Source organism: Amycolatopsis sp. FU40, from assembly GCF_021903635.1.
Taxonomy (GTDB): domain Bacteria; phylum Actinomycetota; class Actinomycetes; order Mycobacteriales; family Pseudonocardiaceae; genus Amycolatopsis; species Amycolatopsis dendrobii.
On sequence record NZ_CP091381.1, the window covers coordinates 8,937,644 to 8,952,659 of the forward strand.

Annotated in this window: 14 protein-coding genes; 9 read left to right on the top strand and 5 right to left on the bottom strand. The window is 68.5% G+C overall.

The window, feature by feature from the left end:
- Nucleotides 1-96 precede the first annotated feature (96 nt).
- The 6 genes from L3Q65_RS42385 to L3Q65_RS42410 all read left to right on the top strand — a co-directional run bounded on the left by L3Q65_RS42385 (nt 97) and on the right by L3Q65_RS42410 (nt 3,654).
- Nucleotides 97-375 carry a hypothetical protein gene (locus L3Q65_RS42385; RefSeq protein WP_182895344.1) on the top strand — a complete coding sequence of 93 codons (279 nt, stop codon included), beginning with the start codon at nt 97-99 and terminating at the stop codon, nt 373-375.
- A gap of 153 nt (nt 376-528) precedes the next feature.
- Nucleotides 529-876 carry a WhiB family transcriptional regulator gene (locus L3Q65_RS42390; protein WP_067592977.1) on the top strand — a complete coding sequence of 116 codons (348 nt, stop codon included), beginning with the start codon at nt 529-531 and terminating at the stop codon, nt 874-876.
- The gene (locus L3Q65_RS42395) at nt 873-1,136 is read left to right on the top strand and encodes a hypothetical protein (protein ID WP_237598134.1); all 264 of its coding nucleotides are present in this window, start codon (nt 873-875) and stop codon (nt 1,134-1,136) included. Before L3Q65_RS42390 ends, L3Q65_RS42395 begins: the two co-directional genes overlap by 4 nt.
- Nucleotides 1,137-1,438: 302 nt before the next feature.
- Nucleotides 1,439-2,485: a class I SAM-dependent methyltransferase gene (locus tag L3Q65_RS42400; RefSeq protein WP_182895343.1), complete on the top strand. Its 1,047-nt coding sequence runs from the start codon at nt 1,439-1,441 to the stop codon at nt 2,483-2,485.
- Nucleotides 2,482-2,664 (top strand): hypothetical protein, encoded by a 183-nt coding sequence (locus L3Q65_RS42405; protein WP_182895342.1) that lies wholly within the window; start codon nt 2,482-2,484, stop codon nt 2,662-2,664. The genes L3Q65_RS42400 and L3Q65_RS42405 overlap by 4 nt, the downstream gene beginning before the upstream one ends.
- A 186-nt stretch (nt 2,665-2,850) precedes the next feature.
- Entirely contained in the window at nt 2,851-3,654 is an 804-nt protein-coding gene (locus L3Q65_RS42410) for a maleylpyruvate isomerase family mycothiol-dependent enzyme (RefSeq protein WP_237598135.1), read from the top strand.
- Between the two features lie 251 nt (nt 3,655-3,905).
- Here L3Q65_RS42410 and L3Q65_RS42415 read toward each other — a convergent pair whose 3' ends face one another.
- The 3 genes from L3Q65_RS42415 to L3Q65_RS42425 form a co-directional block, all read right to left on the bottom strand.
- Nucleotides 3,906-4,844: a hypothetical protein gene (locus L3Q65_RS42415; RefSeq protein ID WP_182895340.1), complete on the bottom strand. Its 939-nt coding sequence runs from the start codon at nt 4,842-4,844 to the stop codon at nt 3,906-3,908.
- Nucleotides 4,845-4,934: 90 nt separating this feature from the next.
- Complete coding sequence (locus tag L3Q65_RS42420) at nt 4,935-6,236, bottom strand: ABC1 kinase family protein (protein WP_370648240.1); 1,302 nt, start codon at nt 6,234-6,236, stop codon at nt 4,935-4,937.
- A gap of 103 nt (nt 6,237-6,339) precedes the next feature.
- Complete coding sequence (locus L3Q65_RS42425; protein ID WP_182895338.1) at nt 6,340-7,425, bottom strand: ThiF family adenylyltransferase; 1,086 nt, start codon at nt 7,423-7,425, stop codon at nt 6,340-6,342.
- Nucleotides 7,426-7,641: 216 nt separating this feature from the next.
- Here L3Q65_RS42425 and L3Q65_RS42430 point away from each other — a divergent pair, with 216 nt between their 5' ends.
- Nucleotides 7,642-8,151: a M48 family metallopeptidase gene (locus L3Q65_RS42430; protein WP_237598137.1), complete on the top strand. Its 510-nt coding sequence runs from the start codon at nt 7,642-7,644 to the stop codon at nt 8,149-8,151.
- Between the two features lie 407 nt (nt 8,152-8,558).
- On the opposite strand, the gene L3Q65_RS42435 is transcribed toward L3Q65_RS42430, so the two are convergent.
- Nucleotides 8,559-9,995 (bottom strand): zinc-dependent metalloprotease, encoded by a 1,437-nt coding sequence (locus tag L3Q65_RS42435; protein ID WP_237598138.1) that lies wholly within the window; start codon nt 9,993-9,995, stop codon nt 8,559-8,561.
- Between the two features lie 191 nt (nt 9,996-10,186).
- Here L3Q65_RS42435 and L3Q65_RS42440 point away from each other — a divergent pair, with 191 nt between their 5' ends.
- A complete protein-coding gene (locus L3Q65_RS42440) occupies nt 10,187-11,206 on the top strand; it encodes a PDZ domain-containing protein (RefSeq protein WP_182895400.1) in 1,020 nt (339 codons plus the stop codon).
- 89 nt (nt 11,207-11,295) lie between these two features.
- Here the strand turns inward: L3Q65_RS42440 and L3Q65_RS42445 are convergent, their stop codons facing one another.
- Nucleotides 11,296-11,850 carry a PPA1309 family protein gene (locus L3Q65_RS42445; RefSeq protein WP_182895336.1) on the bottom strand — a complete coding sequence of 185 codons (555 nt, stop codon included), beginning with the start codon at nt 11,848-11,850 and terminating at the stop codon, nt 11,296-11,298.
- Nucleotides 11,851-11,999: 149 nt separating this feature from the next.
- Between L3Q65_RS42445 and L3Q65_RS42450 the strand changes: the two genes are divergently transcribed.
- The gene (locus tag L3Q65_RS42450) at nt 12,000-14,987 is read left to right on the top strand and encodes a UPF0182 family protein (protein WP_370648154.1); all 2,988 of its coding nucleotides are present in this window, start codon (nt 12,000-12,002) and stop codon (nt 14,985-14,987) included.
- Nucleotides 14,988-15,016 lie beyond the last annotated feature (29 nt).

Here is a 15,016-nt window from a genome sequence, read left to right on the forward strand (position 1 = left end):
TGCGTAGGCACCCGGGCGAGAGCCCGGTCTGGGGATGAACACGACGGCTGCCGCCTCGAGCGGCGCAGTCCGACAGAGAAAGGCGGTGCCGGTGAAATGATCAGCAATCTGATGCAAACGAACCCTGGCACCGGTCTGTCTCTCTGCATGACCGTTGACGCCCCGCGCCAGGGCACCGGTGTGTCCACGTTCGCGCACATCGACGGAACGCGTCGTCACATCGACGGATTGCGTCGCATCGAGCGCAACGGGGCCCCGGCCGGCATCACTCTCGCGAGCGCCGCCGTTGTTGCCGCGTACCCGCAGGTTGATGTCGATCTGCCGACCATCAAGCAGTTCCGTGTTCCGTTGTCGATACGGGAGCGAAGTTCCTGACCTGACGTCAGGACTCAAGGCTCACGAAGGCCGCGGAACCGGTAACCGGATCCGCGGCCTTCGTGTTTTTTTGGCTGCACAACAAGAAGGAACAAGTTGTCCAGTTCGATCGCCCACCGCCACACCACCACCGCATCGCAAAGGAGCACGGAAATGTCATCCGCCATCGCCCTCGCCGAGGGCCCCTTAGCCGAAGGGTTCGACATCGGCGACCTGCTCGACGGGGTCGCCGAGCCGGAACTCCCCTGCCGCTCGCGCGACGCGGACCTCTGGTTCGCCGAGTCGCCCGCGGAACTCGAGCGGGCCAAGGCGTTCTGCGCCGGCTGCCCGGTCCGCGAGGCCTGCCTCGCGGGTGCACTCGCCCGGCGTGAGCCGTGGGGTGTCTGGGGAGGGGAGATCTTCGAGCGCGGTGCGGTGATCGCGCGCAAGCGGCCCCGCGGCCGTCCGCGCAAGAACGCCGCCCTCGAACCCGCCGCAGCAGCCCGGAGCGCAGCCGCATGACCGTCAACCTCATCACCACGCGCGATTTCGAGGCCCGCACCGGAAAACCGGTCCGCGTTCAGCCGAAACCCAAGCAGAACAAGTCTCAGGAGACCACGAAGATGTTGCTTCACGAAGAACTGTCCCGAGCGCGAATACGCGACCTGATAACCGAACACGAAGCCCAACGCCCGTGGCGCCAGGCGCGAGCCGCGCGCCGCTGGTCACGGGTAGCCCGCTGGGCGGCCAGCCGAGCGGAGCGGTACCAACCACCCAACTAATGCGGTACGGCCTTGGTCAGGCAGGCGCCGGGTCTCGGCCCCGCTGCTTGCCCTGACCGGCCGCTTTGTTCCGGAAGCCAGGTGCCCCGCAGGCCAGGATTGCCTCCAGTCCTGGCCTGCGGGAACCGGTTCGTCCGGACGTTGATCCGGCGCAGGTTCTTGCCGCCTGATCACCCAGTCGCTGGGTGATCAGGCGACCGGTTCCGTCCGATCCCTTCGCTGAAACGAGCCTGGAAGGTCCGTCGGGGGACAGTCCAGGCTCGTTCTCGTGCGGAAACCGCGGACAGGTGTTCAATGAGTCCGTGTCCGGACATACGCACGACCACATCGACTGGGCTGACCGGCTGGTTCTCCTCCACGCAGCCGATACCTTCGACGCTCCTGCCCACTCCGCCATCGCCGCCCGTCTGGTGGCGAAGCTCCCGGCGAACCCCACGGTGATCGACCTTGGCTGCGGAGCAGGCGGGATGAGCACCCACTTCGCCCAAGCCCTGGCCGCTCAATCCGGCGGCACGATCATCCTGGTCGACGCGACCCCCGAACTGCTCCGCGAGGCCGAACGCGCCGTACGAGCCGCCGCCAATGTCGCGCAGGCCAACCGTGCGGACGGCTCACCGCAGACGCACAACGGTCGCGCGCCCGAGAGCCGCGCCGAGCCACCGGGCGGCAATCGCGCAGCAGTCGAGGACGACGCCCGGGCTGCCGACGGCACCGCCCGAACAGCCGAAGGCATCACCCCGACAACTGATGGCATCGCGCAAACAGTCGAGGTTCGCGCGGTAGTCGCCGACCTAGCCGATGGTTCCCTGCCCGACTTGCTACCCGCCGCGGATCTCGTATGGGCATCACGCGTCGTGCATCACCTTCCGGATCAGCAGGCCGCGATCAGCTCGCTTACCGCGGTCGCGCGGACTGGCGGCGTCGTCGCGCTGGCTGAGGGCGGGTTGTCTTTTTCTTGCCTCCCTTGGGATCTAGGACTCGGACGGCCCGGTCTAGAGGACCGGTTGCAGGCCGCGCAGGCCGAATGGTTCGTCGGGATGCGCGCGGGCATCGACGGAACCGTGCCGATGCCCTACGGCTGGCCACTCGCGCTCGAACGCGCCGGACTCGCCGACGTCAGCTCGTTCAGCGCATTGGTGGACCACCCCGCACCTGGCCCGGACGGTCTCGCCGACTACGTGCACCACCACCTTTCCCGTCTCGCAACGCACGGTGCCGACCACCTGTCGGACGAAGACCGCGCGACGCTGGCTGCCTTGCTCGACCCGGACAGCGCCCACTACCTCGGCAACCGCCGCGACCTCTTCCTGCTCGGCGCCCGCACCGTGCACCACGGACGCCGACCATGACCGCGCCCGACCCCACGTGCTCACGGTGCGGCCGCGCACGTGCCACCGAAACCGACCCGCTCGCGACCCTGGCCTGGGTGAGCACCAAGGAAAACGGCCACCAGCGCTGGCTCTGCCCGGACTGCGCGCGCAACCACGTCCGGGACATCGAAGGCAAGCTGCCCGACGAGTACTGGTGACCGGCCCGCGACCAGATGCGATGAGTGTTCCGGACCACGGCACCGGGACGCTCCAAGACGCGGTCAGCTTGAAACTCGGAAAGTTCTGCGAGTCGTGTCGATTCCCGTCACCGTCGTTCGACGCGTAGTCGAAGGCGCCCGCAGGGGGCCTAGGGAACTATCACCGGCTATCGCAAAGGACCTCCCATGACTGAGCTGGACTCGGAACGCACCCGGCGCGCGATCGTCGAGCACACCCGGCGCCTCGCGGAAGCGGCCGCCGCGGCCGGACCCGGCGCCGCCGTGCCGACAGCCCCGAAGTGGAGCGTCTCTGACCTGGTCGCGCACGTCGGGCAGACCCAGCACTGGGTCGCGGAGATCATCGAGCGGCGCATCACCGACCCCACCCGATTGCCCACCGAGATGGCCACGCCGCCTGCCGACTCCCGTGACTGGCAGGACTGGCTGTCGGAGTCCGCACAGCGAGTCGCCAGCGCGTGTTCTCCCGGCGCGCTGGACGCGCCGGTCTTCAACGCCTCGGGGGACACCAGATCGGGGACGCAGTTCTGGATGTCCAGCATGCTCAACGAGGCGGTCGTCCACGGTTTCGACGCCGCCAAAGCCGCGGACCGGCCAGCCGACATCGACGCCGACATCGCCGCTGCACTCATCACCAACCACCTCACCATGCTCACCTCGCCCACCTGGCAGATGCAGCGGCCCGCATCCGCACACGCCCTCCGGGGCACCGGGCAGACCCTGCAGTGGCTCGCCACCGACGTCGCCGACGGCGCGGGCGCGTGGTTCGCCGAACGGCGTCCGGATGGGGCGGCCTGGCAGCCCGTCACCCGCGAGGCGGGCGTGACGGTGACCGGCCCGGCGCGATCACTGCTGTTGCTCTTGACCCGACGACTCCCTCTCGCCGACCGCGCTTCCGCCGGCGTCACCGTCGAAGGCGACACCGCCCTCGTCCAGCACTGGCTGGACAACACCGCCCACGCCAGCGACTGACTCCGATCGCCACAACGGCTATGGGAACACTGCGGACAGGCCAAGGAGAAACACGACCACTGCTAGGAGCCGAGACGGAATTCGCGGCGGATTTCGTCGACGCACCTCGCCGCAGTTGGTCAACTACGGTGGCGAACCACGGACGCGCACGGTTCAACCGCACCTCACGGCCATGCCAGAGGCCGTCCGGATGCATTGAGCACTAGTGCCAGCCGAGTTCCGCTCGGAGAAGCATCTCCATCAAGTTCGCGTCATGCGGCATTTCCTGTCTTGTAGACGGCGCGCACTTTGGGACGGGGCGTGCGCGTCGCGTGGCGGTAGGCGTTGAGGAGTTCTGTGCTCATCTCCTCCGGTGATTCCCGGAGTTGGCGTGGGGTGCACCGAAACAGCACGGTGCCGGTCGCGGCCAACGCCAGGTGGCTGAAGTCTTCCGGGCCCGCTGCGGTGCGGTAGCGCCATGCAAGGCCGATCTCGTCCCACCAAGCGTCGGCGGTACCGAGCCGGCGGCCGCGGCGGTCGCAGACCGCGACGTTCCATTGCGGGGTGGGCAGCGGGGTTCGTTGGAGGACCCGGAGTGCTTGCCCGTGCGCGAAGGTTTCTTGGTCGTCGAGGTTGCGCAGGACAGTGCGTACCGCGGCTGAACCGCGCTGGTTTCCGGTGTTCAGTTCGGTCGTCAGTTCGGCGCGGTCGGCCAGGCCCCAATACAGCGGCAGCGAGACCAGTCTTGCGATCTCGTCCGGATCGTTTTCGCGCCGGGCCAGGTCGAGGGCGGCGCGGGCGGCGCTCGTGTAGGGCAGGCCGTCGATCTGGATCGCCTTGGGCATCCGGGCGGTGCGGTAGGTGATGACGCTCGGTTCGTTGGACGGCCTTCGGTTGTGTGGCACCAAAAGGTGGATCTCCGGAGTCCGCGGATGGCTGATTCCGTGTGCGCACAACGCATCCGTGCCGGTGATGATGGTTCCGCGTCCGTACCGGGCGACGGCTGCGTGCAGGAGTTCTTCTCGGCTCGGGGGTTTGTCGTGCACGAGATACACGCCGGAGTAGACCTGTCGCCACGGTCCGCCCGGGCCGGAGAGCTGTGCGGCTCTTCGGTCGGAAATTCCTGCGACTCGCAGGTGCCGTCTGTGGAGTACGCCGTGGGAAACGAGATCACCGAAAGCGAGCGAGTCAGTGCTTGTCGTAGTCGTCATACATCGAGAATGACGCCTTGATCAACTGTGCGAAACCACCCTGCGCAATCTGTGGACAACTCGGTGTGGTCGCCCCGTCTTGTGGATAACTCAGGCCGCGAACCCGGGCTGCCACCGTTCCACGATGCCGCGAGCGGGGATCTCGGCGTCGAGCTGGCACAGGATGCCCGTCGAGCCCGCGGTGACCCGGTGGATCATCAGGTACTCCGGCGGCAGGTTCAGGGAGCGGCCGACGTGGAAGTCGTTGCTGCGCGAATCGCCGACACGCCCTGCCTGTCGTTGCATCCAGCGGCGTGTGAAGTGGAACGTCGGCTCGGCCAGCGGCTCGGTGAACGGCGCGAGGTAGGCCAGGACTTCGTCCGCTTCCAGGGACGAGTCCGCTCGGACGAAACGGTTCTCGCGCAGCAGCCGCATCAGCTCGTCGGAATGGCCGTCCAGGGCGAGTCGCGTGATTTCGCCCAGATGACGCGGAATTCCGTGCGGCAGCTTCGCGACGCCGCCGAAGTCGATCACGCACAGCCTGCCGTCGCTGGTGAGCATGAAGTTGCCGGGGTGCGGGTCGGAGTGCAGCAGATGCGCGCGCGCCGGCGACGAGTAGTGGAACTCCGCGAGCAGTCGCCCAGCCAGGTTGCGGGTGGCCGGGTCGCCGTCCGAGATGATCTTGGCCAGCGGCGTGCCAGTGGCCCACTCGCTGACCACGACCTTCGGCGCGCTCGCCACGACGCGCGGGATCAGGAACTCGGGATCGCCTTCGAACGCCTTCGCGAACGCGCGCTGGTTGTCGGCTTCGGCGAGGTAGTCGAGTTCCTCGTCCATCCGCTCGGCCAGCTCCGTGAGCAGCGGTTTCACGTCGGTGCCCGGGACGAAAGCCTGGAACAGCCTGCCGAAGCGCTGAAGCTGGCGCAGGTCGCTGCGCAGCGCCTCGTCCGCACCCGGGTACTGGACCTTGACCGCGACCTCGCGACCGTCGTGCCAGGTCGCGCGATGCACCTGGCCGATGCTCGCCGCGGCGGCGGGCTCGTCGTCGAAGTGCGCGAACCGTCCGACCCACGACCGGCCCAGCTGCTCGGCGAGCACGCGGTGGGTCTGCCTGGCCGGCATCGGCGGAGCAGCTGACTGCAGCTTCGTGAGCGCTTCCCGGTACGGCTGCGCCATGTCGTCCGGCACCGCGGCCTCGAACACGCTCAGTGCCTGCCCGAACTTCATCGCGCCGCCCTTGAGCGTGCCCAGCACCTCGAACAGCTGCTCAGCGGCCTTGGCCGAGAGCGTTGCACTCACCTGCTCAGCGCTCTGCCCCGCCAGCCGCTTGCCCCAGCCGCCCACCGCTCGTCCGGCGATGCCGAGCGGAAGGCTCGCCAGCTTCGCGGTACGGGCAGCGCCGCGGCGCGGCATGGCGGAATCGCGGTCTCCGGTGCGGTCGCGAAAGTCGGTCACTCTGCGATTCTGCCTTGACGAGCACGACGCCCGCAGCCCGCTGACGGCACCCAGGTGTGGCCTACGTCTCTTGCAGCACCTCCTCGGAAGGCCTTTCCACCGCTTCGGGAGCGTCTTCGACGGGAACAGGCGCTCCGCAGCCGCAGTCCGGGTGCGGCTCCCAGCTGCGGCGGTGGAGCTTTCCGTCGAAGCTGTCGATCTCGAGCGTGGCGTTCCAAGCCGGTGGCGGGGTTTCGCTCGGCGAGAGCAGCCGCATCGCTTGGGCGACGGCGAGCGACGCGCATGCGTGCACCGCACCGAGATCAGTCCTGGGCACCCGGCCTACCAGCTGCGTCGCGACCCTCGGCCACGACGGATCCGCATCCGTCCGGTGCAGGTCGCAGCAGCGGAGGCAGGCGCTGCGGCCAGGCACCACGAGCGGCCCGACGATGCCCGTGCCCTCGCAAACCCGGACCGGCAGGTGCGTGGTGGCCGAGTCGGCCAGTTCGGCCACCTCCTCCGGCGGCGGGACAAGGGTGTCGGTGAGCATCACGAGGTCGGGGAGGCGGCGCTGGTTGCGGGCGGTGGTGACATCGGGCGAGATCCGGGCGACGACGTTCCGGATCGCGCGTTGCCTGGGCTGGCCCAGCTCAGCGGTCGTGAACCCGGAGCCGAGATCGGCTTCGGCGACCGTGCCGGACGCGCGGATGTCGAGGTGCCCGACTCCGGACGTCGCGAGCAGCGCGGCGACTGCCACGGCGATCCGCCCGCTGCCGTGGACCGCGATGAGGCTCTGCCAGCGACGATCCGTGAGCGCTGGCTGATAGTGCCGGGCACGCAGCGACCACAAGCCGGTTTCGACCCGTTTCACGTTCTTCTTCGCCGCTTCGGTGACCAGACCGAGCGCGGTCAGCTGTTTCAGCAGCAGATGGAACTGATCCCGGTGTTCGCCTACAGCGAGCAGGACGTCCTCGAGCCCACGCCGTCCGTCGAGCCTGCGGACGCTGTCGACGATCGCCGGGGGCAGGCCGTTGGCGATGATGCCGTAGCGGCGGTCGAGGCCGAACTGGATCTCGTTGTCGTCGCGTTCGAGCACGTGGATGCCCGGAAGCAACGTCGGATACGCCGGAAGGAGCACGTCCGGCGGCGGAACACTGGACAGGGTCATGCGGTCAGCTTGGCAGCTCCGAAACGCCACTCGTGGGTGAGAAGCTGAGTTGTCCACAGGGAAATCTTGTTGTGGACAAGTCAGGGCTGTGACCTTTCGGCGCTCCAAGTTGTCGGTGCTGAGCCTTACCGTTGTCGAGTGGTCGAAGCACGGATGCCCTCCCTGAGAGGCAGGGGCGAGAACGCCCCGTCGGACACTTCTCAACACAAGGTCGAGGTGCGGCGCAGCCAGCGCCGGCACCGGACGGTCACTGCGTACTGGAATGACGACACCCTGGTCGTCCAGATCCCGGCACGGATGACGCGCGAAGAAGAGAAACACTGGGTCGCGGAGATGGAGCGCAGGTTGCTGCGCTCGGGAGGACGGAAGGCGACGCCGCCCAAGGCGTCGGATGCGGCGCTGCTGGCGCGCTGCGCGCTGCTCGGGGCGAAGTACCTGGACGGGAAGGCATTGCCGGCCAGCGTCCGGTGGGTGCCGCCGATGCGCACCAGATGGGCGTCGTGCACGCCGGTGGACGCCACCATCCGGGTCAGCGACCGGCTCCAGCGGGTGCCGCAATGGGTGCTGGATTACGTGCTGGTCCACGAGCTGGCGCACCTGCGGGAGCCGGGGCATGACCCGGCGTTCTGGGAGCTGGTCAACCGGTATCCGAAGACGGAACGGGCGATCGGGTATCTGGAGGGGCTTTCGGCGGCGGCCGGGTGGGGGATTTCAGAGGAGGACTGAGGCGATGGTCAGGCGTGGCTGGGTCTTGGAGGGCGGGGGGCGGCTGGGCTGCGGCTGAGGATCGCGTGCTTGACGGTGTGGCAGAACGCGTGACCGGACCGGGCAGCGGAACACGCGGCGAGACAGCGCGGCGGAACCCGTGGCGAGGCGGAGTGGCAGGACCCGCGACCAGACGGCGTGAAGAAACCGGTGGCGGGGTGGGGAGGCGCGGCCAGATGGCGTGGCGGAACCGGTGGCGAGATGGCGTGGCGGAATCCGACTAGGCGGCGTCACGGAGTCTGCAACACGAGGCGGAGGTTGCGGCCAGCGCGGAACACCGGCGGTACAAACGCCGCGCGGACCGCCTCAACCAGGTGAGACGGTCCGCGTTCAACGGCAGTGCTGCTAGGTAAGGCGGCTAGGAAGCCTCAGGACGACGAGTTCCCCTCGTCGTCCTTCTTCCCCTCCTCCTTCGGAGACTCTTCACTCTTGTCGGCGGAGCCGGAGCCTGAGTCAGAGGCAGACCCGGCATCGGAACCGAAAGCCTCGCGGGCCTCCCGCTCGGCCTTCTCCGTGCGCTCCAGCTCCGCGATCGGGTCCAGGTCAGCCGCGAGAGCTGCTGGTTCGGACATCCGGTCGGCGAAGTCCAGGGGCTCGTCCAGGTCGTCGGCGGTCGGCATGAGGTCGGGGTGGGACCAGAGGCCGTCGCGTTTTTCGAGGCCGTGGCGGTCTCCGACGAGCTTCCACAGGGACGACGCGGCGCGCATCCGGCGCGGGCGCAGTTCGAGGCCCACCAGGGTCGCGAAAGTCTGCTCGGCGGGGCCGCCGGTCGCGCGGCGGCGGCGCAGCGTTTCGCGCAGGGCCTCCGCGCCGGGGAGACGGTCGCCGATGGCCTCGGCCACCACTACGTCCACCCAGCCTTCCACCAGGGCCAGCAGGGTTTCCAGGCGCTTCAGGGCCGCCTGCTGCTCGGGCGTGGTTTGCGGTTCCAGCAGACCCGACGACATCGCTTCCTCGATGCTCGCCGGGTTCGCCGGGTCGATGCTTCCGGCGAGCGATTCGAGCGCGGAGGTGTCGACGGTGATCCCGCGGGCGAACTCCTCGACCGTCGCCAGCAGGCGCTGCCGCAGCCACGGGACGTGTGCGAACAGGCGCTGGTGCGCGGCCTCGCGCGCGGCCAGGAACACCAGCACCTCGCTGGCGGGCAGCTCGAGACCCTCAGTGAACTTCTCGATGTTCGCCGGGAGCAAGGCCGACGTGGTCGCCTCGCCGAGCGGCAGGCCGACCTCGGTCGAGGTGAGCACTTCCTGCGCGAGCTGCGCCAGTGCGTTGCCGAGTTGGGAGCCGAACGCCATGCCGCCCATCTGGCCCATCATCGACAGCAACGGACCCGCTGCCTGCTTGGCTTCCTCGGGCAGCGCCTGCATCCACGCGCCGGACACCTGCTGCGCCACCGGATCGCACAGTCGCTGCCAGGTCGGCAACGTCTTCTCGACCCAGGTGCGCGCGGACCACGACACCGTCGAGGTCGCGCCCGCGGGGAGGATCGTCGCCGCGTCGAGCCACAGTTCCGCCAGGTGCGCGGCGTCGCGCACGGCAGTGGCGGAGTCGCCGCCCTCGGACGTGAAGCCGATCTTGGCGTCGTCCCGTCCGCTCAGGTTCTGGAGTGCGATCTGCTTCGCCAGGTCGTAGTTGACCGGCCCGCTCGACGAGCCCGCCTGGCTCAGCATCTGGCCCAGCTGGCTCAGCATCTGCCCGAGCTGGTTGAACGCCTCGGCTCCGCCGGGCTGGCCCGGGTTCGAGGGGTCGTTGTCGCCTCGCTTGTCGGGATCGGGCGGTCCGAAGCCGAACGGGGGATTGCTCATAGCTCCACCGTACGCGGGTGCGACCCGGCTCAGCGCGTCAACCGTGGCCTTCACCGGGAAGCGAACACAGTCACCGTACGCTGTCGCTCGTGACAAAACCGGACGAGGACACCGCGAACCAGTCCCGCCGCGCCGAGCCGTCGCGCGCGCCGGGCCGCAGCGACCGGCGGCTGACCCGCCGCGGATGGACGATGCTGGTCAGCGGCGTGCTGTTCCTGGTGTTCGTCGTGGCCGGGTTCCTGGTCCAGGTGCCGTATGTCGCGATCAGCCCCGGGCCCACCTACGACACCCTCGGCCGCGACGCCGCGGGCAATCCGGTGATCCAGGTCAAAGGGCAACAGACCTACGGCACCAGCGGCGAACTGCGGATGACCACCGTCTCGCTCAACGACGGCATCAACCTCTTCACCGCGCTCGGCCTCTGGGCCAGCGGCCGCTACGCGCTCGCGCCGCGCGAGGAGTACTACAAGCCGGGCGAGACGAACGAGCAGGTCAAGCAGGAGAACATCCAGCAGCTGCAGAACTCGCAAAGCAACGCGCAGGTCGCCGCGCTGCGCCACCTCGGCTACCCGGTGCAGGTCGTCGCGAAGCAGATCGTGTCCGGCAGCCCGGCCGACCACATCCTCGCCCCCGGCGACAAGCTCATCGCGGTCAACGGCAAGCAGGTGCGCGAGGCGGGCGAGGTCGCCGCCTCGATCGCCAACACCAAGCCGGGCGACACCGTCCAGGTCACCTTCCAGCACCTCGGCCAGCCGGAACGCACCGTGCCGGTCACCCTCGCCCAGCGCGACGACCGCACCCAGGGCTTCCTCGGCCTGACCGCCGTCGACCGCGCGGTCGCGCCGTTCTCCGTCGACATCTCGCTGCAGGACGTCGGCGGACCGTCGGCGGGGCTGATGTTCACCCTCGCGATCATCGACCGGCTCACTCCGCCCGGGAAGCCGGGCAGCGACCTCGCGGGCGGCAGGCACATCGCGGGCACCGGCGAGATCAGCGAAACCGGCCAGGTCGGGCCGATCGGCGGGATCTCGTTCAAGGTCGTCGGCGCGAAGGAAGCGGGCGCGACCGACTTCCTCGTCCCCGAGCACAACTGCGCCGAGGCGAAATCGGCCGCGCCGGAAGGGCTCAACCTCATCAAGGTGGCCAACCTCGACGACGCGCTCAAGCAGTTGGACAACCTGAAGGCCGGTCGCCCGACGGCGCACTGCTGACGGGCGCTCAAGCTAAGTCCGTGAAGGGGCCCTCGAAGGAATCTGACTCCTTCAAGGGCCCCTTCACGGACAAAGCGGCAGCCGGTGAATCAGGGCTGCAGGGTCGTCTTCAACGCGTCGACAAGATTCGGCGCGAGGTCCGGGCTTTCCACCAGTTCGTCGACCGCGTTCTCGTCCTCGTTGCCCGGCTGGACGCCGCGCAGCCGCATCACGCAAGCCGCGTCGCCTTCGCGCAGGACGGCCGCGACCAGGCGGGCCTCGGTGCGGCGCGGGTGGTCCGCGGCGGCGCGGCGGAGGCTTTCGGCGTCCGCCTCGGCGATTCCTTCGAGTTCGGCCTCCACGTCCGGCGGAAGCACGATGATCTCCTGCGCCAGCGCGCAGCCGACCACGATGTCCGGCCACGCGATCCGGCCGAGCGATTCGGCGAGGTCGCCGTCCGGCAGCGCCTCCTGGGCCACCGGGGTCAGCGGGTTCGCGCGGTCGAGCTGACCAGCCAGTTCGGGCTGTTCGTCCAGCAGTGCCGCGGTCGGCACCAGCGCGAACAACTGCGGCGGCTGGTTCCAGCCCGCGGCCGCGACGAACTCTTCGACTTCCCGGGCCAGCCCGGCGACAGGGTGGGCGGCAGACGGCTCACTCGGTGGCATGGCGACCATCGTGTCAGGCGTCCCCGCGACGCGCCGCGCGTGCCCGGTTTGGGCGGTCCCGGGAACTCGCGGCACCATCCGTAGAGTTAGAGGTCACGGGGGACACCGCCGTCCCCGGAGAACGTGTTCACGAAGACAGGAGCATTGCCGTGGCGACTCGGCCCCCGGTGAGCCTGAAGCTGTCCCGGCGCAGCCGGATCCTTCTCATCATCGCCGCGGTGATCGTGCTGGCCCTGCTGGCCGGCGTCCGGTTGCTCGACACTTACGTGGACTGGCTGTGGTTCGGCGAACTGCAGGCGCGTTCGGTGTTCACCACGCAGCTGGTCACCCGCATCGTGCTCTTCCTCGCGGTCGGGCTGCTGGTCGGCGGCGCGCTGGCGGTCAGCCTGCTGATCGCCTACCGCACGCGCCCGGTGTTCGTGCCGGTCTCCGGCCGCGACGACCCGCTGTCGCGCTACCGCTCGGTGATCGTCAGCCGGATCCGGCTGTTCGGCATCGGCATCCCGGTGCTCACCGGCGTCATCGCCGGCGCATCGGCGAGCGGCGACTGGCAGACGATCCAGCTGTTCCTCAACGGCACCTCGTTCGGGCAGAAAGATCCCGAGTTCGGCATCGACCTCGGTTTCTACGCCTTCTCCCTGCCGTTCGTGAACTGGCTGCTCGGCTGGCTGTTCGTCACCGTCGTCGTCTCGTTCTTCGGCGCGCTGATCGCGCACTACATCTTCGGCGGCATCCGGCTCGCCGGCCGCGGTGGCCAGCTGGCCGGGCCGACGCGCGCGCAGCTCGCCATCACCGTCGGGCTTTTCGTGCTGCTGAAGGCGGTCGAGTACTTCTTCGACCGGTACAACCTGCTGCTGTCCGACCGGAACATGCCGCTGTTCAACGGCGCCACCTACACCGACCTCAACGCGGTGCTCCCGGCGAAGCTGATCCTGCTGTGCATTTCGGTGATCTGCGCGATCGCCTTCTTCGCGGGCGCGTTCCTGCGGAATCTGCAGCTGCCGGCGATTTCGCTGGTGCTGCTCATCCTCTCCGGCGTGCTGGTCGGCGTCGCCTGGCCGGCGATTCTCGACCAGTTCTCGGTCAAGCCGAACGCCAACGAGAAGGAAGCGACGTCGATCCAGCGCAACATGGACGCGACGCGCGCGGCGTACGGCCTCACCAACGTGAAGTACGAGCAGTACCCGGGCAAGACCGAAACCACCGCGGACGCGGTGAAGGCCGACACCGGCACGGTCTCCAACATCCGGCTGCTCGACCCGAACATCCTCAGCGACACCTTCACCCAGCGCGTCGGCCGCGAGAACTTCTACGGCTTCCCGTCCAAGCTGGACATCGACCGGTACACCATCGGCGGCACCACGCAGGACTACATCGTGGCCGCCAAGGAAATGAAGACCGACGGGCTCACCGGTAACCAGAACAACTGGATCAACAAGCACATGGTCTACACGCACGGCAACGGCTTCGTGGCCGCGCCCGCGAACACGATCGACCGTGCGGTGAAGGATTCGAACTCCGACGGCGGTTACCCGATCGCCACCACGAGCGACACGAGCAACCCCACCGGCGCGGGTTCGGTCAACGGCCAGCCGGGCATCAAGGTCGACCAGCCGCGGATCTACTACGGCGAGCTCACCAACCAGTCCGATTACGCGATCGTCGGCGGCACGCCGGGCAAGGCCCCCGGCGAGTACGACACCGACGCCCAGCGCGGCTACCTCTACCAGGGCAAGGGCGGCGTCTCGCTCGACAACTGGTTCAACCGGCTGATGTTCGCCGCCGAATACCGCGAACCGAAGATCCTCTTCTCCGACGCCATCGGCGACGGCTCGAAGATCATGTACAACCGCGAACCGCGCGATCGCGTCGCGAAGGTCGCCCCGTGGCTCACCCTCGACGGCGACCCGTACCCCGCGGTGGTCAACGGCCGCATCCAGTGGATCGTCGACGGCTACACCACGCTCGACAACTACCCGTACGCCCAGCAGACGCAGCTCGGCGAAGCGACCAACGACTCGCTCAACGGCGTCACCAAACAGGCGAACAACTCGATCAACTACATCCGCAACTCGGTGAAGGCGACCGTCGACGCGTTCGACGGCACCGTCAACCTGTATTCGATCGACGACAACGAACCCGTCCTCAAGGCGTGGGAGAACGTCTTCCCCGGCACGGTCAAGCCCAGCTCGGAGATCTCGCCGGAACTGCGCTCGCACTTCCGCTACCCCGAGGACCTGTTCAAGATCCAGCGCGAACTGCTCGCCCGCTACCACGTGGACAGCCCGCAGGAGTTCTACGCGCAGCAGGCGTTCTGGAGCGTCCCGCAGGACCCGACCGAGGACGGCAGCTCCACCACGGCGGGTGCGAACGTCGCCAACCAGCCGGGGTACTACGTCCTCGCCAACGCGGCGGGCGAAGGCAGGCCGACGTTCCAGCTGACGAGCGCGCTCACCGGTCTGCAGCGGCAGTACCTGTCCGCCTGGATGTCCATCTCGTCCGATCCGCAGGACTACGGCACCATTCGCGTCCTGCGACTACCGCCGGCCAGCGGCGCGAACCAGGTCGACGGACCCGTCCAGGTGCAAAACCGGTTCCAGAGCGACCCCCGCGTCGCCCAAGACCGGACATTGCTGAACAACCCCAACGTCATTCCCATTTACGGCAACCTGATCACCCTGCCGGTCGCCGACGGATTCCTGTACGTCGAACCCGTCTACATCCGCCAGCGAAACCAGCTGAGCTACCCGCAGCTGGCACGCGTGCTCGTCTCCTACGGAGCCAAGATCGGCTTCGCGTCCACCCTCAACGAGGCGCTCGACCAAGTCTTCGGCAAGGGCACCGGCGCGGCGGCGACCACGCCTAAGGAAGGCGAACCCGGCACCACGACGACCCCGCCCACGTCCAGCACCACCGCACCGCCGCCCAGCACCGGCGGCAGCAACCCGGCCATGGACAAGGCCGTCGCCGACATCCAAGCCGCGCTCGCCAAACTCAAGGCGGCACAGCAATCCGGCAACTTCGCCGACCAAGGCGCGGCGCTCTCCGCGCTCGACGCGGCCACCAAGGAGTACAACTCCGCCAAACCCACGACGCCGCCGCCCTCCAACGGGCCGACGTCCCAGCCCGGCGGGTGACCTCGGTTACGTAATAGGCACCTGCTTTG

Bases quoted from the DNA above. Each gene is read 5' to 3' on its own strand.
- L3Q65_RS42420 (WP_370648240.1), bottom strand. From the start codon at position 6,236: ATGCCGCGCCGCGGCGCTGCCCGTACCGCGAAGCTGGCGAGCCTTCCG.
- L3Q65_RS42435 (WP_237598138.1), bottom strand. From the start codon at position 9,995: ATGAGCAATCCCCCGTTCGGCTTCGGACCGCCCGATCCCGACAAGCGA.
- L3Q65_RS42385 (WP_182895344.1), top strand. From the start codon at position 97: ATGATCAGCAATCTGATGCAAACGAACCCTGGCACCGGTCTGTCTCTC.
- L3Q65_RS42425 (WP_182895338.1), bottom strand. From the start codon at position 7,425: ATGACCCTGTCCAGTGTTCCGCCGCCGGACGTGCTCCTTCCGGCGTAT.
- L3Q65_RS42410 (WP_237598135.1), top strand. From the start codon at position 2,851: ATGACTGAGCTGGACTCGGAACGCACCCGGCGCGCGATCGTCGAGCAC.
- L3Q65_RS42440 (WP_182895400.1), top strand. From the start codon at position 10,187: ATGCTGGTCAGCGGCGTGCTGTTCCTGGTGTTCGTCGTGGCCGGGTTC.
- L3Q65_RS42390 (WP_067592977.1), top strand. From the start codon at position 529: ATGTCATCCGCCATCGCCCTCGCCGAGGGCCCCTTAGCCGAAGGGTTC.
- L3Q65_RS42445 (WP_182895336.1), bottom strand. From the start codon at position 11,850: ATGCCACCGAGTGAGCCGTCTGCCGCCCACCCTGTCGCCGGGCTGGCC.
- L3Q65_RS42405 (WP_182895342.1), top strand. From the start codon at position 2,482: ATGACCGCGCCCGACCCCACGTGCTCACGGTGCGGCCGCGCACGTGCC.
- L3Q65_RS42395 (WP_237598134.1), top strand. From the start codon at position 873: ATGACCGTCAACCTCATCACCACGCGCGATTTCGAGGCCCGCACCGGA.
- L3Q65_RS42415 (WP_182895340.1), bottom strand. From the start codon at position 4,844: ATGACGACTACGACAAGCACTGACTCGCTCGCTTTCGGTGATCTCGTT.